25 protein-coding genes and 4 pseudogenes are annotated in these 23,303 nt (G+C 54.6%); 18 read left to right on the top strand and 11 right to left on the bottom strand.

Annotated features, from left to right (window positions below):
* Positions 1 to 6: 6 nt before the first annotated feature.
* Entirely contained in the window at positions 7 to 609 is a 603-nt protein-coding gene (locus tag PACILC2_RS06950) for a DUF3298 and DUF4163 domain-containing protein (RefSeq protein WP_213528309.1), read from the top strand.
* A gap of 145 nt (positions 610 to 754) precedes the next feature.
* Complete coding sequence (locus tag PACILC2_RS06945; protein WP_213528307.1) at positions 755 to 2,311, top strand: APC family permease; 1,557 nt, start codon at positions 755 to 757, stop codon at positions 2,309 to 2,311.
* Positions 2,312 to 2,447: 136 nt separating this feature from the next.
* On the opposite strand, the gene PACILC2_RS27910 is transcribed toward PACILC2_RS06945, so the two are convergent.
* The 5 genes and pseudogenes from PACILC2_RS27910 to PACILC2_RS06925 all read right to left on the bottom strand — a co-directional run bounded on the left by PACILC2_RS27910 (position 2,448) and on the right by PACILC2_RS06925 (position 6,402).
* Positions 2,448 to 2,606 (bottom strand): hypothetical protein, encoded by a 159-nt coding sequence (locus tag PACILC2_RS27910; protein ID WP_280515288.1) that lies wholly within the window; start codon positions 2,604 to 2,606, stop codon positions 2,448 to 2,450.
* A gap of 116 nt (positions 2,607 to 2,722) precedes the next feature.
* A pseudogene (locus PACILC2_RS27905) lies at positions 2,723 to 2,833 on the bottom strand (tyrosine-type recombinase/integrase); the annotation flags it as partial.
* Positions 2,834 to 3,032: 199 nt separating this feature from the next.
* On the bottom strand, positions 3,033 to 4,172 hold the full coding sequence (locus PACILC2_RS06935) for an NADH:flavin oxidoreductase (RefSeq protein WP_062492970.1): 1,140 nt from the start codon (positions 4,170 to 4,172) through the stop codon (positions 3,033 to 3,035).
* 117 nt (positions 4,173 to 4,289) lie between these two features.
* Positions 4,290 to 5,750 (bottom strand): DHA2 family efflux MFS transporter permease subunit, encoded by a 1,461-nt coding sequence (locus tag PACILC2_RS06930; RefSeq protein ID WP_244863308.1) that lies wholly within the window; start codon positions 5,748 to 5,750, stop codon positions 4,290 to 4,292.
* A 37-nt stretch (positions 5,751 to 5,787) separates the two neighbouring features.
* On the bottom strand, positions 5,788 to 6,402 hold the full coding sequence (locus tag PACILC2_RS06925) for an FMN-dependent NADH-azoreductase (protein ID WP_213528305.1): 615 nt from the start codon (positions 6,400 to 6,402) through the stop codon (positions 5,788 to 5,790).
* Positions 6,403 to 6,569: 167 nt separating this feature from the next.
* Here PACILC2_RS06925 and PACILC2_RS06920 point away from each other — a divergent pair, with 167 nt between their 5' ends.
* The 5 genes from PACILC2_RS06920 to PACILC2_RS26500 all read left to right on the top strand — a co-directional run bounded on the left by PACILC2_RS06920 (position 6,570) and on the right by PACILC2_RS26500 (position 9,044).
* Positions 6,570 to 7,148 (top strand): helix-turn-helix transcriptional regulator, encoded by a 579-nt coding sequence (locus PACILC2_RS06920; protein WP_244863307.1) that lies wholly within the window; start codon positions 6,570 to 6,572, stop codon positions 7,146 to 7,148.
* 272 nt (positions 7,149 to 7,420) lie between these two features.
* On the top strand, positions 7,421 to 7,594 hold the full coding sequence (locus tag PACILC2_RS06915) for a hypothetical protein (RefSeq protein ID WP_213528303.1): 174 nt from the start codon (positions 7,421 to 7,423) through the stop codon (positions 7,592 to 7,594).
* Between the two features lie 14 nt (positions 7,595 to 7,608).
* On the top strand, positions 7,609 to 7,776 hold the full coding sequence (locus PACILC2_RS06910) for a hypothetical protein (protein WP_213528301.1): 168 nt from the start codon (positions 7,609 to 7,611) through the stop codon (positions 7,774 to 7,776).
* A gap of 111 nt (positions 7,777 to 7,887) precedes the next feature.
* Complete coding sequence (locus PACILC2_RS26505) at positions 7,888 to 8,631, top strand: iron-containing alcohol dehydrogenase (RefSeq protein WP_244863306.1); 744 nt, start codon at positions 7,888 to 7,890, stop codon at positions 8,629 to 8,631.
* On the top strand, positions 8,631 to 9,044 hold the full coding sequence (locus PACILC2_RS26500; protein ID WP_244863305.1) for a dehydroquinate synthase/iron-containing alcohol dehydrogenase family protein: 414 nt from the start codon (positions 8,631 to 8,633) through the stop codon (positions 9,042 to 9,044). Before PACILC2_RS26505 ends, PACILC2_RS26500 begins: the two co-directional genes overlap by 1 nt.
* 15 nt (positions 9,045 to 9,059) lie before the next feature.
* On the opposite strand, the gene PACILC2_RS28500 is transcribed toward PACILC2_RS26500, so the two are convergent.
* From PACILC2_RS28500 to PACILC2_RS28490, 3 genes and pseudogenes are all read right to left on the bottom strand, one after another.
* Entirely contained in the window at positions 9,060 to 9,488 is a 429-nt protein-coding gene (locus PACILC2_RS28500; RefSeq protein WP_307860413.1) for a DeoR/GlpR family DNA-binding transcription regulator, read from the bottom strand.
* Positions 9,464 to 9,589, bottom strand: coding sequence for a hypothetical protein (locus tag PACILC2_RS28495; protein ID WP_307860412.1), 126 nt, complete (start codon positions 9,587 to 9,589; stop codon positions 9,464 to 9,466). Before PACILC2_RS28495 ends, PACILC2_RS28500 begins: the two co-directional genes overlap by 25 nt.
* A 116-nt stretch (positions 9,590 to 9,705) precedes the next feature.
* Positions 9,706 to 9,825 (bottom strand): annotated as a pseudogene (locus PACILC2_RS28490) (DeoR family transcriptional regulator); the annotation flags it as partial.
* Positions 9,826 to 10,197: 372 nt separating this feature from the next.
* Here PACILC2_RS28490 and PACILC2_RS06895 point away from each other — a divergent pair.
* From PACILC2_RS06895 to dhaL, 9 genes and pseudogenes are all read left to right on the top strand, one after another.
* The gene (locus PACILC2_RS06895) at positions 10,198 to 11,652 is read left to right on the top strand and encodes an ABC transporter substrate-binding protein (RefSeq protein WP_062492976.1); all 1,455 of its coding nucleotides are present in this window, start codon (positions 10,198 to 10,200) and stop codon (positions 11,650 to 11,652) included.
* A gap of 75 nt (positions 11,653 to 11,727) precedes the next feature.
* Complete coding sequence (locus tag PACILC2_RS06890; RefSeq protein ID WP_213528299.1) at positions 11,728 to 12,696, top strand: carbohydrate ABC transporter permease; 969 nt, start codon at positions 11,728 to 11,730, stop codon at positions 12,694 to 12,696.
* Between the two features lie 64 nt (positions 12,697 to 12,760).
* Positions 12,761 to 13,531 (top strand): carbohydrate ABC transporter permease, encoded by a 771-nt coding sequence (locus PACILC2_RS06885; RefSeq protein ID WP_244863304.1) that lies wholly within the window; start codon positions 12,761 to 12,763, stop codon positions 13,529 to 13,531.
* Positions 13,532 to 13,589: 58 nt separating this feature from the next.
* A complete protein-coding gene (locus PACILC2_RS06880; protein ID WP_307860422.1) occupies positions 13,590 to 14,687 on the top strand; it encodes an ABC transporter ATP-binding protein in 1,098 nt (365 codons plus the stop codon).
* Positions 14,680 to 15,783 carry an ABC transporter ATP-binding protein gene (locus tag PACILC2_RS06875; protein WP_062492980.1) on the top strand — a complete coding sequence of 368 codons (1,104 nt, stop codon included), beginning with the start codon at positions 14,680 to 14,682 and terminating at the stop codon, positions 15,781 to 15,783. Before PACILC2_RS06880 ends, PACILC2_RS06875 begins: the two co-directional genes overlap by 8 nt.
* 14 nt (positions 15,784 to 15,797) lie before the next feature.
* A pseudogene (locus tag PACILC2_RS06870) lies at positions 15,798 to 16,879 on the top strand (MDR/zinc-dependent alcohol dehydrogenase-like family protein).
* A gap of 21 nt (positions 16,880 to 16,900) precedes the next feature.
* Entirely contained in the window at positions 16,901 to 17,395 is a 495-nt protein-coding gene (gene rpiB / locus PACILC2_RS06865; protein WP_062492982.1) for a ribose 5-phosphate isomerase B, read from the top strand.
* Entirely contained in the window at positions 17,358 to 18,362 is a 1,005-nt protein-coding gene (locus PACILC2_RS06860) for a dihydroxyacetone kinase subunit DhaK (RefSeq protein ID WP_062492983.1), read from the top strand. The genes rpiB and PACILC2_RS06860 overlap by 38 nt, the downstream gene beginning before the upstream one ends.
* A gap of 20 nt (positions 18,363 to 18,382) precedes the next feature.
* Positions 18,383 to 19,027 carry a dihydroxyacetone kinase subunit DhaL gene (gene dhaL / locus PACILC2_RS06855; protein ID WP_213528297.1) on the top strand — a complete coding sequence of 215 codons (645 nt, stop codon included), beginning with the start codon at positions 18,383 to 18,385 and terminating at the stop codon, positions 19,025 to 19,027.
* Positions 19,028 to 19,376: 349 nt separating this feature from the next.
* Here the strand turns inward: dhaL and PACILC2_RS26495 are convergent.
* Positions 19,377 to 19,676: pseudogene (locus PACILC2_RS26495) on the bottom strand (fructose-bisphosphatase class II); the annotation flags it as partial.
* Positions 19,677 to 19,927: 251 nt separating this feature from the next.
* Here PACILC2_RS26495 and PACILC2_RS06845 point away from each other — a divergent pair.
* Together PACILC2_RS06845 and PACILC2_RS29860 are read left to right on the top strand one after the other, a co-directional pair.
* Positions 19,928 to 20,698: a DeoR/GlpR family DNA-binding transcription regulator gene (locus tag PACILC2_RS06845; protein WP_307860411.1), complete on the top strand. Its 771-nt coding sequence runs from the start codon at positions 19,928 to 19,930 to the stop codon at positions 20,696 to 20,698.
* A gap of 4 nt (positions 20,699 to 20,702) precedes the next feature.
* A complete protein-coding gene (locus tag PACILC2_RS29860) occupies positions 20,703 to 21,017 on the top strand; it encodes a hypothetical protein (RefSeq protein WP_504739381.1) in 315 nt (104 codons plus the stop codon).
* 594 nt (positions 21,018 to 21,611) lie between these two features.
* On the opposite strand, the gene PACILC2_RS06835 is transcribed toward PACILC2_RS29860, so the two are convergent.
* Positions 21,612 to 22,499, bottom strand: coding sequence for an IS110 family RNA-guided transposase (locus PACILC2_RS06835; protein ID WP_244863317.1), 888 nt, complete (start codon positions 22,497 to 22,499; stop codon positions 21,612 to 21,614).
* A gap of 11 nt (positions 22,500 to 22,510) precedes the next feature.
* Entirely contained in the window at positions 22,511 to 22,861 is a 351-nt protein-coding gene (locus PACILC2_RS06830) for an IS110 family transposase (protein WP_213528293.1), read from the bottom strand.
* Positions 22,862 to 23,303: the final 442 nt, after the last annotated feature.

Here is a 23,303-nt window from a genome sequence, read left to right as displayed (position 1 = left end):
TCCATTATGGTTTTTCACCCTCCTCCAATCATTTCGTCGCATCGCGTCGTGTTGCCGAAGACGGAACTGTGGGTTCCGGTCGTACGCGGCTTGCACAGCCGCAGAGCGGAAGCGGACATTAACGATGCCATTCGCGGCACGGTCCGCCAGCTCGTCGTCGATCAAGGCTCGCTGGACGATCCGCGCGCCGAGATGATCGGCTATTTCGAGACAAAGACGAACCACAGCCAGGTGCTGAGCATTTCGCTTTTCAATTATGCGTACACCGGCGGGGCGCACGGGCTGACGCTGCAGCGCTCGCTGACGTTCGATACGACAACCGGCCGCTCGTATGCGCTTCACGAATTGTTCAAACCCGGCAGTCCCTATGTCAAAGTATTGTCCGAAATCGTGGCGGAGCAGATTAAAGAGCGGAAGATCGATACGCTCCAGCCGTTCCAGTCGATACGTCCGGACCAGGATTTTTATGTAGCGGACCGCTCGCTGGTCATTTACTTTCAATTGTATGAATTGGCGCCGTACGTTTACGGATTTCCCTATTTTCCGATCTCCGTCTACGAGCTGGAGCCGATCATTAACGATGACGGGCCATTGGCTGCCATGCTGTAAAAAAACAAGCAGTGCTGCGGTTCGCTTCCTCTTCATAGGGTAGTAGAGGGAGGTGGGCATCAATGGGGTTCGTGCTCGTAGGAGCGCTGCTTTTGCCGCCGTTTGCGCGACAGCCATCGCTTTGGCCGCGCTGGCCGAACGGCGGGTGAGAGCTTCACGGCATCTGACGCTCGGCGATCAGACCGAATATGTCCGGTGGATGCGGGACAAACATGACCTGAACCGGTTCGGTCTCGCCCAGCAGCTGCGCCGCGGCCTCGGGGGCCTGTCGTCGTTCGGCGCATCCTTCAATGTGATGTCTTTGATCGGCAGCTCGGCGGTTTTGTTCGGTCCGGCCCTCATGCTGGGCGGACCGGCGGTGATCGGCTACGGCTGGCCGATCGTCGCGCTGTTCTCGCTGGCCGTATGCGCTTCGCAGGCCGAGATCGCATCGGCGGTGCCGACGGCCGGCGGCTGTTATCACTGGGCTGCCGCACTGGGCGGACGGAGATGGGGCTGGTATGCGGGCTGGCTCCATCTATCCGGATATGGGGCACTGCTCGTTCTCGTGAACGTGACGGCAGCCGGTTTGCTGGACGCTTACGCCTCGCAGCGGTTCGGCTATTCGCCCGGCGCGCTGACGTTCTGGTCGTGGACGCTGGCGCTGTTCGGCACGCAAGCGGCAGCGCATCATGCGGGCATCCGCCTGCTTGCCGCCGTACACGCGGCGGGCGCCTGGCTGCAGGCGCTGCTTGCGGTCGCGATTATAGCCGGACTCGTCTGGATCGTCTGGCCGGGGACCTATCCGGCGGACTGGTTGTATCGATTCGACAATTCGGTGCTCGGAACGGAAGGCGACCTATGGGCATTCGCAGCCGGCACGCTGCTGCTGATGCGGGCTTTCATCGGCGGGGACGCGGCCGGCCATGCGGGCGAAGAAACGGTCGATCCGCGCATCCGCGTTCCCTGGGGGATGTTTTTGTCGGCTGCCTATGTCGCCGTGATCGGATTCGTGCTGCTCGCGTTCATGGCGCTGTCCTGGGGAGCCGGCACCGATGCCGCCGGCGGCAGCCTGTTCCTCCAGTTGGCGCTGGCGCCGTGGAAGGCGGCGGGACCGGTCGTCGCGGCCGGCATCGCGCTTGCGCTATGGTTCAGCGGATTTGCGGTGCTCGGTACGGCATCGCGGTCGCTCTTCGCGCTGGCCCGCGATCAGGCGGCCCCCAGAAGCTTCCTGTGGGCCCAGGTGTCGGCCAAAAGCCATATGCCCGTCCGGGCGATCTGGCTCGTCACCGCCGCCGGCCTCACTTGCGCCGTACTGCTCGATACGGCCGTCTGGCTGCAGCGGCTGTCGCCGGTCTCTTTCACGCTGGCGTTCGTGATGTTATGTCTTCATATCGCGTACGCCATTCCGATCGGCCTCAAGCTGACGCGCAGGGACAGATGGAGCCGGCTGGAGGCCGACGCGCCGTGGCGGCTGGGCGGTTGGGGAAAGCCGCTCGGCTGGATCGCCTTCGTCTGGCTGCTGCTGACCGCGGCCGCCGCCGTTTATTTGTTCAGCGTCTGGGCAGCAGCGGCCGCCGCCATCATCGTGCTCGTCGTGATCATCATGGACTTTCGTTACGGCAAGCGGCATAAAGAAGGTTTGGAGAACGCTTCCCGGCGCACGCGCGACGAAATCATCCGTATGGAACGCACTTACCGCCGCAGGATGTCCGGGAAATGAATGGGCGGGCCGGCTGTCATTTCCCGGGGAAACGCACAAATTTACATAATGCGAGCCGTTCGACAGCGAACCGGCCGGTGATGGACGGTTCTGTCGAACGAAGGCGAACGATCTTAATATTTTATCCTATTAATTATTAATGTAGCGAATGATTAATCTCTCCGTTGTCTTTCCGGGAATCCGGACTTATAATTGCGGCATTGAGCCAAGTCAGCAGGAAATGTCGCAGCTTGTGCGGCGATAAGTTTTGTACAAGGCCAGCTTCCTCCGAATATTTGGACAAAATCTTTCGTATTCTCCGATCCGTGCACTTCTTCTTCCACGATGATTCAAATAAATAGACCGCATGTTTTTCTTCATCGCGTCAGCGTGCATGGCCAACAGTTCTTTAAATGACTGAGGGAATGGGACAATGCGATCCTTGCCGCCTTTTCCGTTATTGATGCGAACCTGGTAGTAATGAAAATCAATGTCCGCCAGCCGAATATTGATTAGTTCGCTTACGCGGATACCGGTATACATGAGCGTCTTGACAATCATCATGTCTTGGAAATTTTTCGACTTCTCAAGTAGGCGTAGTCTGGCCGCTCGCCGCGCAAATATTTGGCCAATTCACGAGCCTTCTTTTTGGATGATGTGCGTTTTTCCGTCACGCTAGTTCCCCTTCCAAAGTTAATCGTTCACTCATTGGATCGTGAGTCGAATGAATTTATAACAACTATCAGGATAGTGTTCTCAACGATTCGACTATGAAAGGTTTCAGTTCGTTGAACCGTCCGTTCCGGATTTTCATGGCCCACTCTGGATCTACCAACAACGAGCGCCCAACGGCCACCAGATCAAATTCGTTGCGCTCGAGTCTTTCGATCAAGCCATTAAGGCTGGTAACCTGGGTCACTTGGCCGGAAGCGAAGGAACGCATCAACTCTTCGTTCAAGCCTACAGATCCGACGGTAATGGTCGGTCGTCCGGTCAATGCTTTTACCCATCCTGCTAAGTTCAGGTCCGAGCCCTCGAATTCCGGTTCCCAGTATCGCCGGGTCGAACAATGATAAATATCGACGCCTGCGGCTGTAAGCGACTCTAGGAATGACGCTAACTGCTTCGGCGTCTCCGCCAGCTTAGCCGAATAGTTTGACGTTTTCCATTGAGAAAGGCGAAGTATGATAGGGAAGTCGGGACCAACAGCTTTCCTAATGGAGCGAATGACTTCTGCTGCGAAGCGCGTTCGTCCCTCGAAGCTGTCGCCGCCGTATCGGTCCGATCTTTGATTGGTTTGTTTCCAGAAAAATTGATCGATCAAATAACCGTGCGCTCCATGGATTTCGATTCCGTCGAATCCTAGCAGCTTCGCATCGGTAGCTGCCTGGGCGAATGCCTCAATTACGGAAAGGATTTCCGATTCGGTCATGGGGACAGTTACCTGATTGCCGGACAGATCGATACCGGACGGTCCTATAGGGAGGGATTCCGGATTCGGAGGACTCCCAACTTTCCGAGCCATGCCGACATGCCATAGTTGAGGGAAGATGAGACCGCCAGCTGCATGTACCTGCTCTACGACGGAGGACCAGCCTTCCAGTGCAGGACCGTAGAATTGGGGGACGTTCGGATCGTCAGCAGACGAAGGGTGGTTAATGACAGTACCTTCCGTTATGATCAAACCCACCCCGTTCTCAGCTCGGCGTCGGTAATACTGGGCTACATTAGGACCGGGCATGCCGTTCGGCGAGAACGATCGGGTCATAGGCGCCATGACGATTCGATTTGGAAGCGTCAACTTGCCGATTGAGAATGGCTTAAATAAAGGTTGTACGGAAGGATGAATAGCAGATGCGTTCCCTTTTGATTCATTGGACATGATTGATCAAATCCTCCTTGTTCGATTTCTTCTTATTTTTTTAAATTTCAAGCTGTGAACTTGTGGCGGCCCGGGATGTTTCTTCGGACCGTTTTTTTATTTTCATTGATCCAACCGTCAGAGTTGCGATGGCGCCGATGATGGATAAGCAAAGAAATAGTACAAACCCTTGTGTGATGGCATGATCCATCGCGTGCTTATAGAAGGAAACATCTCCGGTTCAAATTGATCCTTGTACCGTAACACGGTTTCGGTATCCGGCGGATGATTGGCTGGGTCCGAATTCGGATTCAGGTTGAACTGGGCAACTGCCTTTTTGACCGACATTGCAATTTGAGTATTGACGATGACAGCCATGATCGAAGCGCCCATTACGCCACCCATACTGCGGAAGAAACCGACAAGCGATGAAGAGATACCGATGAAGCGCTCTTCAACGCTGTATGCGACTGCATTCTGGCTGATGCTGTTCAAAGGGCCGAGTACACCTAGTCCGAGTAAGACTACCATTCCAATGAATTGCCAAAAAGGGACGTCCGCTGAAAGACTCATAAGTAAGCAAGAAACAACGATTCCGATCGCCATGTTGATCGACATGACGGTACGAATTTTGAAGCGAGTTAGAATAAAACCCATCAGAACGGAGCCGCAGATCATGGAAAGCATCAATGGAGTTAACAGCAAATTTAATCTGCTTTCGCCAAGTACGTAGTTGGTATAAAGCGGCAGGTATGTCATCGCGGCGAACATAATGGCGCCTTGGCAAAATACGACAATGCTTGTTCCTGTCACCATACGGTTTTTGAAAAGCTGCAACGGCAATATCGGTTCCTTGGCCCGTCGTTCCACAAAGAAAAAACTGATGACGGCCAAAACCGAGACCCCGAACAAAGCAATGATCTTCCATGAAGTCCATGCCTCGTCTTTACCGCCCATTTGGAGCACGAGCATGGCGCAGACCGTAGCGATGACAAGCAGCATGGCGCCCAACGCATCGATTTTCGGTTTCGTCTCCGCCCGGGATTCCCGAAGCGTCAAGAGCAGAGCCACGAACGAGACGATACCGAACGGCATGTTGATATAGAAACACCAACGCCAGGACAGCGTTTCCGAAATCCACGTGCCGATCTGCGGTCCCGCAATGGAAGAGAGTCCGAATACCGCACCGAATATCCCGGACAGTTTCCCCGCTTCTTTCGGGTCGGTATACAAGGTATAGATCAAGGAGAAGGAAATCGGGAAAATGCCGCCGGATCCGATTCCTTGTATGACCCGGTAAATGCTAAGTTGCTCAATCGTCTCGGCCGTTCCGCAGAGCGCAGAACCCAGCAGGAAGATTCCGATTGCGATCAAATACAAAGTTTTTCTCCCGAAAAGGTCGGAGAGCTTGCCGAATATCAACATAGTGCTGGTTCCGGCCAGCGCGTAGGTAGTATAAATCCAGGTGATTTTATCGAGACCGCCGATGTCGTCTATGATTCGATTGATGCTTGCCGATACGATCGTGTTATCCAGTGCGGTCAGGACCAAACCTAAAGCAATGGACATCAAGATGATGCCTTCTTTTTGTTGCGCCAAACAATTCCCCTCCCTCTATTTCGACATGCAGCCACCATTAGAACTCTTTTGCCGCAAGCGCCGTATTCCGGAGTCCTTCCGCAATGATCGACTGACTGCGATCGGGGTACTGGTTATGACCCTCAATGACAATCGTTGTGATGTCCTGAATGCCGAACACCCGTAAGTGTTTTTTGACGAAATTGACCGCGAGTTCATCATGTTCTCCGTACACGCCGCCCCTGGCATTTAATAAAGCAACCTTCTTGTCGGGCAATAGGCCAACCAATCCTTCCGTTGTATATTTAAAGGTTTTGCGAGGCTGATGCATATAGTCCAGATACGTATGCAAGATAGCGGGAGCCGTCAAGTTCCATAGAGGGAAAGCAATTACGATTTTATCTGCTGCGAGAAACAGTTCCAGGTGTTTACGGACAATCCGATGCTCGGCTGCTTCTTCCGGGGTAAGAGTCATGCCTTGAGCGAATTTGTAATTTCCTGCGATCATCGTGGCTCCCAAATAGGGTAGTTGCTCATGAAATAAATTCACTTCCACAATCGAATCCTTTGGATGCGATTCCTTGTAGCTCGATAAGAAAGCATCGTACATTTTTACACTGACGGAGTGCTCCGCCGAACGATTGTTAGCTTGAATAAATAACGTTGTAGTCATTTTCTTTCCCTCCGCTCACGATTTACTTTCGATGATAAAAACTTTATAAAGTATTATATTTATAAACCAAATTTATCCTCTAGTTTTGACTTTGTCAAGAATTTTCTTTAGAATGTAGAAAAAGCACGATCCGTTCGAAAATTATGGAACATGGGAGTCGATGAGACGTGAAGAAGAAGGACGAAACGTCTGTAAAAAACACGAGAAAGGCGATTGTTACGCTGCTGAAGCAGCATGGTCCTATGGATGCCGTTACATTAGCTTCCAAATTGTCATTGACAGGGATGGCTGTGCGTCAACATTTATATGAACTACAAAAACAACAAGTCGTTGAATATGAAGAAGAGGCCCGCCCAATGGGCAGGCCTGCGAAAATATGGAGGCTGACGGCTCTGGCGAACCGTTGGTTTCCTAATGGTTATTTGCAATTATCGGTTGATTTGCTTCATTCGATTCGAGCCTCGTTCGGAGAAGAAGGATTATGGAAAATACTGGATGATCATAATCTTACTCAGAAGGAAACATATCAAGCGCAATTATCGGATGCGATAAATTTGAAGGACAGGCTTCAAACTTTATCAATGATCCGCATGAACGAGGGGTATTTCGCAGAAGTACAGGAGCAAGAGGACGGAAGCTACTTATTCGTACAGAAACATTGTCCGATCATGGAGGCTGCCGCTGTTTGCTCCGGTTTTGCCGGAAAGAGCTTGAACTCTTTCGATCGGTACTCGGCGATCATGTGACCGTCGAACGAGTGGAATATCTCTTGTCAGGCGGAAACCGATGTTCTTATCGGATAACAGAAGACCAGGATCTGTCAAGTTAAAAAGGGATCGTTCTTAGGCAATTAAACTAGCTGGGTGAGCGCTTCACTACCCCACTTAATTTATCGACAAAGACTTCAAATTCAATATGCCAATCTTTAGTTTGTCACTTAGTGACAGCTTCGCCGGCACTATCCCAAATACTGGGTATACATCGGTTACAACTGATTCAAACGGCTCCGGACTCGGCTTTGTCGATAACAACAAATTACCGCAGCATCGGACAGCGCAAGCATGCGACAGGCCCGATCCAGGTGTTTTTCCGCGATCTGATGCTTCCTTTGTTTTTGAAATCCGCGAACAATCACTCGAACGAATGGATCTACGATTACCAATTTGACTGGAACGAGAAAGTCCCGGTCTGAGGAGGCAACGGTTCATGCTCGAAATGTTTTACTTGTTGGTAGTGTTGGGATGGCCCTTCGTGATGGACCGCATCGTTGTCTTCCTGCCGCTCATGGGATTCGGTGACCCCTTGATCCGTCCCTTGCCTTGCGCAGCACGCGTACATATCGGCACAATGAAAACGGAAATTGTTTCGAATTGAAAATTATTGAAAATAATCGAAAATAAAAGTTGACAAAATGATAACGGGCGGCGGAAAATAAAACATGGGTTAGAGATGCGATCGAATTTTGACGAAAAGAGGTTCTTGCCCATGGAAACGATGATCCAAAAAGTGAATCAGGCCGTCGCCTCCTGTCCGTGCGGACATCCGCACAATCCCGTCACGCTGGACTCGATTGTCGTGGAAGCGGGCGCCGTCGACCTGATTCCCGGTTATTTGGCGGAGCGGGGATACCGCCATATCGCATTGGTGGCCGACTCCAATACGTACGAGGCGGCCGGAAAGAGAGTGGAGCAGTCACTGAAAGATGCCGGGATCGACAGCAGGCTCGTTCTCGCGCAGCCGAACGCCGTCGGGGATGTGGTCGCGGACGAGCAGACGATTATCCAGGTTCTGCTGGAGATCGATACGGAGAAAACCGATCTGATCCTGGTTGCGGGTGCGGGGACGCTGCACGATATATCCCGTTTCATCGCCTTCAAGACGAACAAGCCGTTCCTTTCCGTGCCGACGGCGCCGTCGGTTGACGGTTTCAATTCCAAAGGGGCCCCCATCATTGTTCGAGGGGAGAAAATCACGATCCCGGCATCTTCCCCCGTGGCGATTTTCGCCGAACTGGACGTGCTGGTCCAAGCGCCTTCCCGCATGGTCGCCGCCGGTTTCGGGGACATGCTCGGCAAGTTCACTTCGCTGTTCGACTGGACTTACGGCTATCGGACCGCCGGGGAAAGGTACTGCCATGCGGCCTATAAGATCACGGCCGACGCGCTGCGCGCTGCGCGGAGCATGTGGAGAGCATCGGAAAGCGGGAGCGGGATGGGATCCGCATTCTGATGAACGGATTGATTGAATCGGGGCTGGCGATGCTCATCTTCGGACAATCTTATCCGGCTTCGGGTTCCGAACATCATCTGTCGCACTATTGGGAGATGGAATACATCCGGCTCGGCAAGAAGCAGCTGCTGCACGGTGCGAAAGTGGGAGTCGCGTGCGCGGAAATATCGGCGTTGTACCGGAAAATCGCCGGGGAAGGGTTGATGGAGCTCGATGACCAAACGAAGCGGGAAATCGGGCAAATCCCTTCGCCCGATCAGCTTCGCGAGTGGCTTCGGACGGCGGGAGGCCCTGCCTCGCCGGCGGAACTGGGGATCGACAAGGAACTGCTGGACAGAAGCCTGAAAGAAGCCCATCAGGTGCGCAAAAACCGGAATACGCTGCTGAAGGCCTATAACGAAAGGCGGGCATGAAATGTGCCTGCCTTTTTATTCCGTTTTCAAGACGCGGATATTCATCTCCGCCAGCTTGCCCAGCATCTCCGGCGACGCCTTCGAATCGATGATGATCGTGTCGATTTCCGAAGTCCGGGCAAAGGAAGAGATCGAGCTTTTGCCCAGCTTGCTGTAATCGAGCAGCGCAATGAGTTTCCGGGACGCTTTCACCATCTCCTTCTTCAGTTCGACCTCGTAGACGTTGAAGTCCGTTAATCCGTCCTCGATCGTAAATCCTCTCGCCGACGCGAACATCGTGTCGACATTGATCTGGTGCAGGATGTGCATCCCCAATGTTCCTTCGATGGCAAACGACCCCAACCTGAGCACCCCGCCGATCAAAATGACCGTTATACCCGGATTTTCCCGCAGTTCAAGGGCGGCGTGAATCCCGCTCGTCACCACGATGAGCCGGATCGGCATTTTTTCAGGCGTCTGGCCAGTTCCAAAGCGGTCGAGCTGGCATCGAGCAAGATGCATTGGCCGCTGTCCACCAATTCCGCCGCTTTGGCCGCGATGGCCATCTTCTCTTCCGGATTCTTTTTTCCCGGACGGCAAAGCTGGTTTCCGTCTGCGCTTCGGTCTGCAGAACCGCGCCCCCGTGCGTCCGCTGCAAGAGGCCGTCTTCCTCCATCCATTGCAGGTCGGAACGGAGAGTGGCCTCGGATACGCCCAGCATTTTCGACAGTTCCTTCACTGTCGCTCTTTGTTGTTCTTTTAGAAGCTCTATAATTTTGTCTCTTCTTTCAGTTTTGAACATTTTTGACACGATAATCACCTTTTATTTTTTTATGTTAAGTCCATATTACGCTTAGCATATCAAAAGCGCATAGACTTATCAATTTGAAGTTGGAAGCGTTTAATCCATTAAATAAAAGAAAAAGTAAGATAACACTTATCGTTATGGTTCGTTATATTAAACAATTGCAAATAAAAATAATAAAAATCGAAAATGAAATTGACAAATCGAAAATAAATGATAACATTAAATTTACAATCCGGATTTGTTCCGATGAAAGGGAGGGGTTGCGGAGTTCGAAGGGAACCATTAGCACAACAACTTGGCAACGCTTACAACGGATCGTCAAAAAATTCGTTGCCATGCCGCAACGAGACAATGGGGGATTCAAGCATGAAAAAAAGCCGTGCCATGAAATCGATCATTCCGCTTGTTGTAACCGCTTTACTCGTCTTCCTGTCCGCCTGTTCTTCCGGCGGACAATCGTCAAGCCCCAGTCCGAGCGCTTCCGGCGGGGCAAGTCCTGGCGCATCAAGCCCGCAGCCGGCATCGGACGGCGGGGCCTTCGACTGGAAGAAGCATTCCGGCGGACAAATCAATGTGATGCTGAACCAGCATCCCTATGCGGAAGCCATCATCGCCAGACTGCCGCAGTTCGAAGAGCTGACCGGGATCAAAGTCAACTATTCGATCACGCCCGAAGAAAACTACTTCGACAAGCTGACGACGGCGCTCAACGCCCGCAACGGGAACCCGGACGTATTCATGACCGGTTCGTATCAGCTCTGGGAGTACGCGCCGGCGGATTACATTCAGGAACTCGACTCGTTCCTTAACGACCCTTCCAAAACGGACAGCGGATACGACATAAACGATATTTTCAAAGGCATCCTGGACGGCGACCGCTGGGATCTCGTCCCCGGCCACGCGGTGGGCACGGGCAGCCTCTGGGCGCTGCCGCTCGGCTTTGAGTCAAACGTCCTGATTTACAACAAGCGCGCCCTCGAATCGATCGGCGCCCAGCCGCCGAAAACGTTCGACGAACTCATTGAAATCGGCGAGAAACTGAACGGCTGGAACGGCGAAGGCTCCTACGGCGTTGCCGTGCGCGGCACCCGTTCGTGGGCGACGATCCACCCCGGCTACATGTCGGCGTTCAGCATGAGCGGCGCCAAAGACTTTGAAATTCAGGACGGCAAGCTCGTTTCCAAGCTGGACAGCCCGGAAGCGATCGAAATCACGAAGAAATTCGCCGAGCTCGTCAAGAGAGCCGGACCGAAAGACTGGACGAACTACACTTGGTATCAAGCTTCTTCCGACCTGGGCGCCGGCAAAGCGGCCATGGCGTTCGACGCCGACATTTTCGCCATCTTCCAGGGTTCTGAAGGCGCTTCCCAAGAAGCGGGCAACCTGGGCACCGCGCCGCCTCCGATCGTCAAGGAAGGCCAGCCGGTCGGAGCCAACGAGTGGATCTGGTCCATCGCCATGAACCAGTCGTCCAAGAAGAAAGACGCCGCGTGGCTGTTCATGCAGTATTTCACCGGCAAGGAGCACACCCTTTGGGGAGCGACCCAAGCCAAAGTGTTCAACCCGATCCGACAATCGGTATGGGAGGACCCGGACTTCCTTGCGCGGATCTCCAAGTTCCCGGGCTACTATCAAACGTTCCGGGCGGTCATCGACAACACTTCGATCAAGTTCACGCCGCAGCCCGAATTTTTCAACACCACTACCGAATGGGCGGCCGCCCTGCAAGATATCGTGACAGGGCAAGCGGATGCGGAAAGCCGTATGAAGCAGCTCGCCAAAGACATCAACGAACGCGTCTCCCGCATTCGCGTGCAATAATCCCATCGATTTACGGGAGCGGACGCGATGGCGTGATCTGTCGCGTCCGTCTGCCGTACCGGAAGGAGAATGTCCATGAGTTCAATCGGCAGACCGGACCCGTCGGTCCCGTTCGCGGATCTGGCCAATGCAAGCGCGACCCCGAATTCGGATAAGATCCCGCCGATTCCTTTCATGCGCAAGGCCCGGCCCTATCTGATTCTGGCCCCCGCCTTGCTGCTTACGATCGGCATTTTGATCCCGTTCTTTATTTCGATCTATTACTCGCTGACCAACTACTCTTTCAAATACAAAGATTATTCGTTCGTCGGGCTGGAGAACTGGACCCAAATGCTGACGGATCCGTTGTTCTGGCACAGCGTCTGGGTCACTTTGCAGTACGCCTTCTTCTCGACTGGCGTGGAAATGCTGCTCGGCATCGGGATTGCCCTGATGCTGAACCAGGACACCCGGCTGTCCAAGGCGCTTCGGATGGTGCTGATCTTCCCGCTGATGATCGCGCCCGTCATTGCGACGCTGATCTGGCAGCTGATGACGAACAACTCGGTCGGCGTCATCGCTTACGCCCTTCGATCGATCGGAATCGACAACTTCCTGTGGGGCGCGGATCCGAAGACCGCCATGTTCTCCGTCGTCCTGATCGACGTTTGGGTAAACACGCCTTTCGTCATCGTCCTCGTGCTGGCCGGACTCCGATCGCTGCCCAAAGCGCCGTTCGAATCAGCCATGGTGGACGGTGGATCGGCCTGGTTTACGTTCAAGACGCTCACGCTTCCGATGATCAAGCCTTTGCTGCTGATCGCCCTGCTGTTCAGGATCATGATCTCCTTGCAGGAGTTTTCGATAATTTTCGCCCTGACCCGCGGCGGCCCCGGCGACACCTTAATGTCGTTGCCGCTGACCGCTTACAACGAAGCCTTTACGTACAAGGAATTGGGCACTGCGCTTCCCTATATGCTCATTCTTTGGGTGTTCATTTACATCCTGAGCTACTATCTGATCCGATACTGGAGCCGCGCGCAGAAAAACGCATCCGGGAGTTGAGGGGGCCATAACCGATGGGAAATGCGAATCCGATTGTCAAAATTCTGAAAACTCGGCGCTGCTCTTGTACGCCTTGTTTGCCTTGTTTCCGCTGTTTTGGATGCTGCTCATTTCGTTCAAGCACGACCGCGAGATGTTCAACACCATTTTCGTGTTCCACCCGACGCTGGAAAACTATCGGGTGCTGTTTTCCACCGGCGAGTATATCGGCTACTTCATGAATAACGTGTTTGTCAGCGTGGGAGCGGTGCTGCTGTCGCTGGTGGTGGGCGTGCCCGCGGCCTATGCGCTGGCCCGGTTCGATTTCAAAGGGAAAGAAGATTTGGCGTTTACGTTCCTGTCTTTCCGGTTTGCGCCTGAAATGCTCGTCATTCTTCCTTTGTTTCTGATCTACCAAAGAATCGGCTTGTACGACACCGCGTTCGGTCTCATCTGGGTGTTTCAGCTGATTTCGCTGCCCTTTATCATTTGGATTCTGAGAGGCTACTTTGAGGATATTTCTCCCGAAATCGAGCATGCCGCAAGGGTCGACGGATATTCCTGGTGGCGCGTGTTTCTGAAAATCAACATGCCTCTGATCAAGCCGGGCATGGTTGCGGCGGCGCTGCTGTCGTTCATCTTCGTCTGGAATAACTTCACCTTCGCCTTGCTGCTCGCCGGCCAGGATGTCGTCACCACGACGGTGGCGTCTCTAAAATACATCTCTTCCGACACGGTCCATTACGGACAGATGGCAGCCGCGGTCACCATTTCGGCGCTGCCGGAAGTGATATTGGCTTTGCTGATCCAGAAGCACCTGGTTCGCGGCTTGAGCATGGGTGCGGTGAAAGGCTGACAACAAGGGAAAGGAGGAGAGCCGATGGCGAATATCGCCCTGAAGCACGTTACCAAAAATTCAAAAAAATACGGCGCTGAGCGGGGTCAGCATCGACGTCAAGGACAAAGAGTTCTACGTCATCTTCGGGCCGGCGGGCGCAGGCAAGACCACCTTGCTCAACCTGATCGCGGGCATCCTGGTGCCGGAGGAAGGCGTCATCACCATGAACGGCAATGTCGTCAATTCGCTGGAGCCGGAGGACCGCAACGTGGCGATGGTGTTCGAGAACTACGCCTTGTATCCTCATTTGACGGTGTTTGAAAATATCGCTTCCCCGCTGCGGAGTCCGAAGTACCGCCAGCCGGAGGGCAAAATCCGGGAAGAGGTCGAACGGGTGGCCAAAATATTGCGCATCGACTGGCTGCTGCAGCGGCTCCCTTCCGAATTGTCGAACGGGCAGCGGCAGCGCGTCTCGCTGGGGCGCGCGCTTGTCCGAAATCCGGAAGTGTTTCTGATGGATGAACCGCTGACGCACCTGGATGCCAAGCTGCGCCACCAGATGCGGGCGGAATTCAAGGAAATGCAGGCCAATCTCAATACCACGACAATCTACGTCACGCACGACTATCTGGAAGCGCTCAGCCTGGCCGACCGCATTGCCGTTCTGAATCAAGGCAGAATCGAGCAGATCGGCACGCCGGACGAAATCTACTACCGGCCTGCCACCGAATTCGTCGCGGAAGCGTTCGGCGAACCGGAGATCAATATTTTGACCGCCGGTCTGGTGAACAAGGACGGATGGATGTACCTGAACTTGCTTGGCGACAGCGATCATTTTGCGGTTCCCGGCCGGGTGAGGCAAGCGCTGGAGGAACACGGCGCGGATACCGTGCGGGCGGGGTTCCGTCCCAAGGACATCAAATACAGCTTCACCGGCGATCCTTCCATGCTCCGCGCGTCGGTATACAGCTTCGAACCGCTCGGCGCGAAAGCGATTTTGACGGTTCAAGCCGACGGGCAGCTGATCCGGCTGATCGCGGCTGCGGATTTGGACGTAAAGCCGGACCAGCCGATCTATCTCAAATTCAACGTGGAGGAAGCCATCTTTTTCGACAGCGGAACCGGACGATTCATCGCGAGAGCCGGAGAGAAGGGAGTGCGTTCCGTTGGCTGAACTGGTGATCCGGGATTTGAACAAGACGTACATGAAGCAGAAAGAACGGATTCATGCCGTCAAATCTTTGAATTTGACTGCCCGCGACGGAGAATTCATCGCTTTCCTCGGCCCATCCGGCTGCGGCAAGTCGACCACCCTGCGCATGATCGCCGGTCTGGAGGATATCACTTCCGGGGAAATCGAGATCGGCGGAACGGTGGTCAACCGCCTGCATCCGAGCAAGCGGAACGTGGGCCTCGCGTTCGAGAACTACGCGCTTTATCCTCCGCTGACGGTGTACGACAACATCGCTTTCAATCTGCGCGCCAAAAAGACGCCGGAGGAGGAAATCAAGCGCGAGGTCGGGAAAATCGCGGAGCTTCTCCACATCACTTCGCTGCTCGACATGAAGCCGGCGGCTCTGTCAGGAGGACAGAAACAGCGGGTCAACATCGCCAGGGCGATCGTGCGGAAACCGGGCATTCTGCTGCTGGACGAACCATTGTCCCATTTGGACGGCAAAATGCGCCAGAGCATGCGCACCGAGCTGAAACGCCTGCACACGGAAATCAAGTCGACCAGCATCATCGTGACGCACGACCAGTCGGAAGCGATGGCGCTTGCCGACCGGATCGCCATTATTAACGAAGGCGTCCTGCAGCAGTTCGGAACCCCGCTGGAAGTATACAACCATCCGGTGAACGAGTTCGTGGCCGGCTTTATCGGGGAACCGCCGATGAACCTGTTTACCGTCCACGCCTTCACGGCGAAGACGGGCAAAAAGATGTTCCGCATCGAAGATTCGCTCCTGGAATTCGAGGTTCCCGCCGCCTACCGGGAAAAAGTGAGAGACAGCCAGCCGTACCGATTCGGCATCCGGCCGGCCGACATCCATATCGTCGGCGGAAGCGACCCGCACACGATCAGCACCAAGGTTACGATCTTCGAGAGCCTGGGCGAAGAATGCCGGGTCCATATCCGGGTGGGCGAGACGCTGCTCAGCCTGGTCACCGGGGAAGACGTCCACTACCGGACGGGGGACCCGATCCATCTGCTGTTTCGGGAAGACCGGATTCATCTGTTCGACCCAAGCAACGGCAATCGCATTCAATAAACGAATATGGAGGAATGAAACATGGCGACGGCAATTCCGGAAAAATGAGAGCGGTTGTGGCGTATGCCCCGGGGGATTACCGGCTTGAAACGGTGGACACCCCGAAGGCGGGACCCGGTGAAATTCTCGTCAAGGTGGAGGCGTGCGGCATTTGCGCCGGCGATGTCAAGGCGTATCTGGGGGCGCCGAGCTTCTGGGGGGACGAGACGCAGCCCGCTTACATCAAGGCTCCCGTCATCCCCGGCCACGAGTTCATCGGCCATGTGGTCGAGCTTGGGGAAGGCGTAACCGGATTCGAAGTCGGGGACCGGGTCATTTCCGAACAGATCGTTCCGTGCTGGGAATGCCGCTTCTGCAAGCGGGGGCAATACTGGATGTGCGAGAAGCACGACCTGTACGGCTTCCAAAACAACGTCAACGGCGGCATGGCCGAATATATGAAATTTACCAAAGAGGCGATCAACTTCAAAGTGCCGGCGGACCTGCCGATCGAGGCCGCCATCCTGATCGAACCTTACGCCTGCTCGTTCCACGCCGTTCAGCGCGCCCAAATCCAGCTGGGAGATTTTGTCGTCCTTTCGGGCGCGGGAACGCTGGGCCTCGGCATGGTCGGCGCGGCGCGTCTGGCGGGTCCCGGCAAACTGGTCGTGCTGGACCTGCATGACGACCGGCTCGAGCTGGCCAAAAGTTCGGCGCCGACATCGTCATGAACCCGAGCAAAGTGGATGTCGTGAAAGAAATCAAGAACATGACGGACGGCTACGGCTGCGATATCTACATCGAAGCGACCGGCCATCCGAAATCCGTCGAGCAAGGCCTTTCCATGATCCGCAAACTGGGCCGGTTCGTGGAATTCAGCGTATTCAAGGATCCCGTCACGGTGGACTGGAGCATTATCAGCGACCGCAAAGAACTCGACGTCCTCGGCTCCCATCTCGGACCGTATTGCTATCCGCTCGTCATCGACGGCATTGCATCGGGCAAGCTGCCGACGGAAGGCGTCGTCACGCATCAGTTGCCGCTGGAACGGTTCAAGGAAGGTTTCGAACTCGTCAAAAGCGGCAAAAACTCGCTCAAAGTCATTTTGGTTCCTTAAAACGGAAGGGTGGCAGCAAACATGAAAGTCGCATTGGGAAGCGACCATAACGCCTACGATTTGAAAGAAACGATCAAGAAGTACCTGGAACTTCATAACCATGAGGTCGTCGATTATGGGTGCTACAGCTGCGATGCGGTCGATTATCCCGATGTCGCGTTTCAAGTTGCGCTCGATCTGCGGAAGGGCGAATTTTCCAGGGCGATTCTGGTCTGCGGCACGGGAATCGGCATGGCAATCGCGGCGGGCAAAGTGCCGGGCATCCGGGCGGCGCTGTGTCACGACACCTATTCGGCGGAACGCGCGCGCAAAAGCAACAACGCTCAGGTTCTGACCATGGGGGCCAAGGTGATCGGCCCCGAGGCTGCCTTGAAAGTGGTGGAGGCATGGATGAACGCCGAATTCGAGGGCGGCAATTCCAGCCGCAAGGTCAACAAGATCATGGAAAAAGAACAGGAGTTTATAAGGAGCGGGGACGATGAAAAAGCTGATCAACAATCCAACTGCAGTTGTTGAGGAAATGCTTGAGGGCTATGTCGCGGCCTATTCCCGGTATGTGCGGCAGCTTCCGCAAAATCCGCGGTCCATTGTGAGCGTAAACACGGTGCGGCCCGGGAAAGTCGGCGTCATTTGCGGCGGCGGCTCCGGCCACGAACCGTCATTTCTCGGGCTGATCGGCAAAGGGATGATGGACGGCGTTCCGGTCGGCAACATTTTCGCTTCCCCGCCGCCGGATCCGATTCTCGAAGTGACCAAAGCGGTCGACGCGGGAGCGGGCGTTCTCTATTTATATGGAAATTATGCCGGTGACTGCATGAATTTCGATATGGCGGCCGAATTGGCAGGAATGGAAGGCATTCGCGTCGAAACCGTCAGAATCACGGACGACGTTGCTTCCGCTCCGAAGTCCGAAGAAGAAAGAAGGCGCGGCATCGCGGGAGATTTTCTCGTCTTCAAAGTCGCCGGGGCCGCGGCCGACCTGAACTACAACCTGGACGAAGTGGTCCGGGCCGCTTCCAAAGCCAATCAAATGACGAAGACGATGGGCGTCGCCCTGAGCCCGTGCCATATTCCCCAGACGGGCCGGCCGAGCTTCGAACTCGGTGCGGACGAGATGGAGATCGGACTCGGCATTCACGGGGAGCCCGGGGTGCAGAGAGGAAAAATCAAACCGGCGGACGAAGTGGCGGACGATCTGCTGGACCGCATATTTGCGGATATGCCTCTGTCCAAAGGCGACCGGGTCGTGGTGCTGGTGAACGGTTTGGGATCGACGACCTACATGGAACTGTTCATTATGTTCCGGCGGACCGCGCAGGTGCTGGCTGACAAAGGGATCGAAATCCACCGCTCCTATGTGGGCGAGTACGTCACGTCGCTGGAGATGGGCGGATGCTCGATTTCCCTCATGAAGGTGGATGACGAATTGGCCCGCCTCATCGATCACCCGGCCGATTGCCCCATGTTCGTCCAGATGTCGTAAGTCTCGTAAGGAGGAGCACCATGAAACTGACTAGTGCGGATTTCATTCAGGCGCTGCATCACATCGCGGACCGGATCGAACGGGAGAAAGATTATTTGTCCGATCTGGACCGGGCCGTCGGCGACGGGGATCACGGCGTCACGATGTCCATCGGATGGCAGGCCGTCAAGGCCAAATTGGCGGAATTCGGCGGAGAGAGCGGCTGCGGGGAGATCAGCAAGGCGGCGGGCATGACGTTCTTGAACGCCGTCGGTTCTTCCGTCGGTCCGCTCTATGCGACGGCCTTTCTCCGGGGCGGCGCGGTTCTGCAGGGCAAGACCGAACTGAGCGACGACGATATCGTGCAGTTCTGGATCGCCGCCGTGAACGGCATTCTCGACCGCGGCAAAGCGCAGCCCGGGGATAAAACGATGGTGGACGCGTGGTACCCGGCCATGAAGGCGATGGAGTCCGGCCGCGCGGCGGGCAAAGATTTGGCGGCCTGCCTGGAAGACGCGGTGCGGGCGGCGGAGGAAGGCGCGGAGGCGACGGCGGAGATGCTTTCGCAGAAAGGCCGGTCCAGCCGGCTGGGGGAACGGTCCGTCGGTCATCAGGATCCCGGAGCGACATCGGCTTATATGATTCTCGACAGCTTTTATCAATACGTCAAATCGCTGGCCGGTTGATTCCTTGCGGTTTACCGCGCCATGCGCCGCACCGCGCGCGCCGGGATTTGCGCGCGGTGATCCGGCGGCAAAGCAAGACCCGGAATACGGACGCCTAATCGAAGAGGCGCCGCTTCCGGGTCTTTTTTTGATGAGCTTCCTATATTTAATGAAGGAAGTGCGTCGATTCGAGAAAACGGGCCTTTCGTTCCGTGCCGCTCAGCAGCAGCGTATGAGTGACGAGCGCGCCCTCCCGGGATTGCACCCCCCCGCAGCAAAAATCCGTCCGTGATGCCGGTTGCCGTAAAATGCATTCGTCGGAACCCGCCAGCCGGTTCATGGGCAGCACCTCGTGCGGAACCAGTCCCATGATGGAATCGCTCTGGCCGTTCACGATCAGGTTCGTTCCTTCCAGCGGGTCGACGGCGATATCCACTTCCTCCCCCGAACCGGTGCCCACTTTTTCCCCAATATACAGCATGGGGGCTTCGTCCATTTCCCCTTCGCCGATCACGACGGTGCCGTTGATGTTCATCCGGTTCAACCGGTCGCGCATGGCCGTAGTGGCGGCCTGGTCGGCTTCCGTCTTGTTGCCGCGGCCTACCCAGCGGAATGAAGCCAGTGCGGCAGCTTCGGTGACGGCCGCGAATTCCAGCGCAAGAGTTTTCATTTCGAACCCTCCGATATTTTCGAATTTGATTGTTTACCTCATTTTAATAAAATCTATTAGTGTGATTAAGTATATTATTGTTGTTTGTTTTTAAAACGCCAATTAAAACGCTGAAAAATATTGATACAATGACAGCATATTTTTTCTGTTGTTTTCGTATGGTTTCGTATTTATTGTTGAATGTTGAAATGAAATTCAGTAAAATGATTTTCATAAAGTTTTCAATTACTCATTCGAAGGAGATTCACGTGGTGAAACTTTTTGCCCATGAACGAAGAAAGCGCATTTTGGATATTTTGAATCATCAGAAACGAATCACGGTCAAGGAATTGTCCGAGTATACGAACGTTTCCGAAGCCACATTGCGCGCGGATCTGAACGCGATGGAGCAGGAAGGTCTGCTGATCCGCACGTACGGCGGCGCCATGGTCAACGAGAAGACGGAGAGCGGCAACAGTTTCTCGGAGAGGGAAAAGAAGAACCGGGAGGAAAAGATCCGCATCGGCGAGAAAGCCGCCTCGCTTGTGCAGCCGGGACAATGCATTCTGCTCGATGCGAGTACGACCGCGCTGGAGATGGCCAGATCTCTGAAGACGAGACCGATTCGCCTGACGGTGGTTACCAATGGGCTGATGACGGCCATGGAGCTAAAGGAAAATCCGTCGATCACGGTCATTCTGATCGGCGGGCTGCTCCGGATCGGTTCCACCAGCGTCGAAGGCACACTCGGAGCGAACATTCTCGAAACGATCAACGTGGATACGATGTTCACCTCGGCAAGCGGCTTTACCATGGAAGCGGGACTGACCGATTTCAACGTGTACGAAGTGGAATTAAAGAAAGTGATGGCGAATTCCGCAGATCGCCTGGTCGCGCTGCTGGACCACACCAAAATCGGCGCCAGCTCGATCGCCTCGTTCGCTTCTGCCTATCAGATCGATACGCTGATCACGGACATCGAGCCCGCCGCGGAATTGATGGACAGCTTGGCGGAGAAAAACATCGAGCTGATCGTCGCGTGATAGAGTGAGCCTCGTATGCGCCGCACAGCGCGCGTGGTGTTGCGCGGCGTGGCGTGAACAACGCGATCGGTTGCCGCTTTTGCTGTCACGAACGAAAGGAGCCGGCCATGGGGCCGGCTTTTTGTGTTGGTGTCGGCTGCGTCCGGCAGCACGCCGGGTCTTTTCTTTGTCCGAGGACGTGCTGAGCGTCAAAGGGTTTTGGTACAACAAGGTGACGCGCATCTTGTTGGTCGTCACCCTCTCGAACATCGGGGCCTCCTTCGGCACGTTTATCGGCGGGGCGGACATCGTGCGCCGGTTGTTTGAGAATTTGGGGTAGGCTGGTATGACTTCGAGTCGTCCTCCAAGGATGGCTTGCGGCGGGTTTGCGCGGTAGCGCGGAACCCGCCCTTTTTGTTGCAACCGATGAACGTATTACTTGAGTCCAAAAATAAAGGAAATTGTACTGGTGATGAATGGCAAATATGATTCGACAAAGGGATTTGATAACCATTACCTTCATATTAAACCGATTTAAGAACTTCACTTTCAAGAGAAGAATCATTTTTAAGTCGTTCCAATGTCAGACACCAACGGAAATGAAATAAGAACACTCAATCGAACTGGGGCCTTGGGAATATCAAATCTATAAAAAATCAGCTTTTAAAGAGGACTGATTCAGGGCCTGGGTGATAAGCGCTACTCCCTGGCTGCGGACGGGGATTCCGGTGCGACCCTATGATATAATAAAGTAACTCATTCAAAAGAGCAGCGGTACGATGTCAAGCCCTTAAAATGAACGAATTTGAATGAACCGCACGCTTTCCAGGGGGTGACCCGAAAAAAGGCAAACCCAAACTAAACCTGCCCTACCTAGATTTTCAGATATTTCCTAATGATCTAGGAAATAGGTGGTTTCGTAGTATGACCTATGTCATCGGTGTTGTCGGATCACCTCTCTGGGTTCGTAAAGTCGGTTGGTTCGAAGCAGATAATCGACCAACCGCACCAGTTTACGAGCTGTAAGCGCAAGGGCACGTTTTTCGGCATATTGGGCCGGCTCGGCCGCTTTGAGGCTGAAGTACTGCGCAAACACAGTGTCGTGCACCTGGACACTCTTTGCGGCTTCGGTGAAGTAATACTTCAGATAGCGATTGCCGGATTTAATAAGCCAGGATTCAACGCCTTTGAAATCGCCGGATTGGCTTTCCGTCCAAGCGAGGCCTGCGTACTTGGCAAGCGCCTTTTGATTCGGAAAGCGCTGGATGTCTCCAATCTCCGAGATGAGGCCGGCAGCGAAGAGCGGGCCGATTCCGGGCACAGACGTCAGCGTCTGCGGAATCGTAGCCAGATGTTCTTCAATGGCCTTCTGCAAGGACTTGGCCTGTTCCTGAAGCGAGCGGATGACTCGGATGTTGGACGCCATCGCTAGGTTCACGGCATCGGCCATCGCCTTGGGCAAGCGGTAGGAAGAGCGGGCGGCTTTCTGCAGTGCCTGCGCAACTTCCTGCGGGTTCTCAAAGCGGTTTTTGCCGCACCGGGCAACGAACGCCACGAGGTCCTCCACCGGCATGTCGATGAGAGTCTCGACGCTGGCGAAGTGCTCCATCACCGCAAGGCTCGTCGCCGACGTTTTCTTGCCGAACGGCCCGACCGAATAGCTGCTGAACTTCAGGAACAAGTTGGTCAGCAGGAAATTGGTCTCCCGTGTCAAAGTCTGTATAACGTGGAAACGAGTCCGACAGAGGCGCTGCAGAGCAGCGATGGGTTCGCTCCACGTGAAGGCACGGGGTAGATGACCGGATCGGAGCTTCGCGGCGATGAACCAGGCGTCTACCCTGTCGTTTTCGGGGCGTCAAGGAAGTGGGTCTTCTTGAACGCTTTGATGAGACTGGGGTTGAACACATAGACGCTGTGCTCATACGGCGCGAAGCTCAGCACGCTCTCCAGGTATCGGGCGAGATGGCTGGAGTAACAGCCGGTCGCCTCAAGGCCGAAGCGGATGTGAGAGAGATGATGCTTCTGCATGAGTGCAAGAATCCGCTCTTGGAGAGCAAGCACGCCGGGCTCGTCATTGGGCACGGTGAATCGGCTTATCGATTTGGCGGTGTCACCTTCGGGAAGGCAACAGACGACGTTGTTCTTGCTGCTAACATCGATCCCGACAAACAAGATGTGGGACATGGAAATCACCTCCTTTGCTGTGGACTGGGCGCTACGGTCCTGGGATGTCCTTGGGAAAGCTCTCCGCTTACAGCCTTGCGAGCTATTGGTATACACCGCGGCCCATCGGTGCACAAACCTTCCTCTGCAATGCGGAAGGGATGGTGACGCGCGGGATACAGTCAGCGTGTAGGAAAATACGGAAGAGGCCAAGGGAACACTCTTTAGCTGGAAGAACCCGAAATTCGAGTCTACAGGGGGGAAAGGAACATTCCCGTCGGTAGCACCTACTGGCATTTTCCCAAAGACAGCCCAAGATCGTAAACACCTGTTTTCGTCCCTTTGGGCCGCTCCCGCGCTTCGCTTGGGCTGCGTCCCCCACCGGGACAACAACATTCAGTTTTCAAAGTACAAAAATTATAAGAGCAACCCCTATATCAGGAGCTGCTCTTAGCATACAAGG

The sequence above is a fragment of the Paenibacillus cisolokensis genome (assembly GCF_018403665.1).
GTDB classification, from domain to species: domain Bacteria; phylum Bacillota; class Bacilli; order Paenibacillales; family Paenibacillaceae; genus Paenibacillus_AH; species Paenibacillus_AH cisolokensis.
This window is presented reverse-complemented; position numbering and strand designations above follow the sequence as displayed.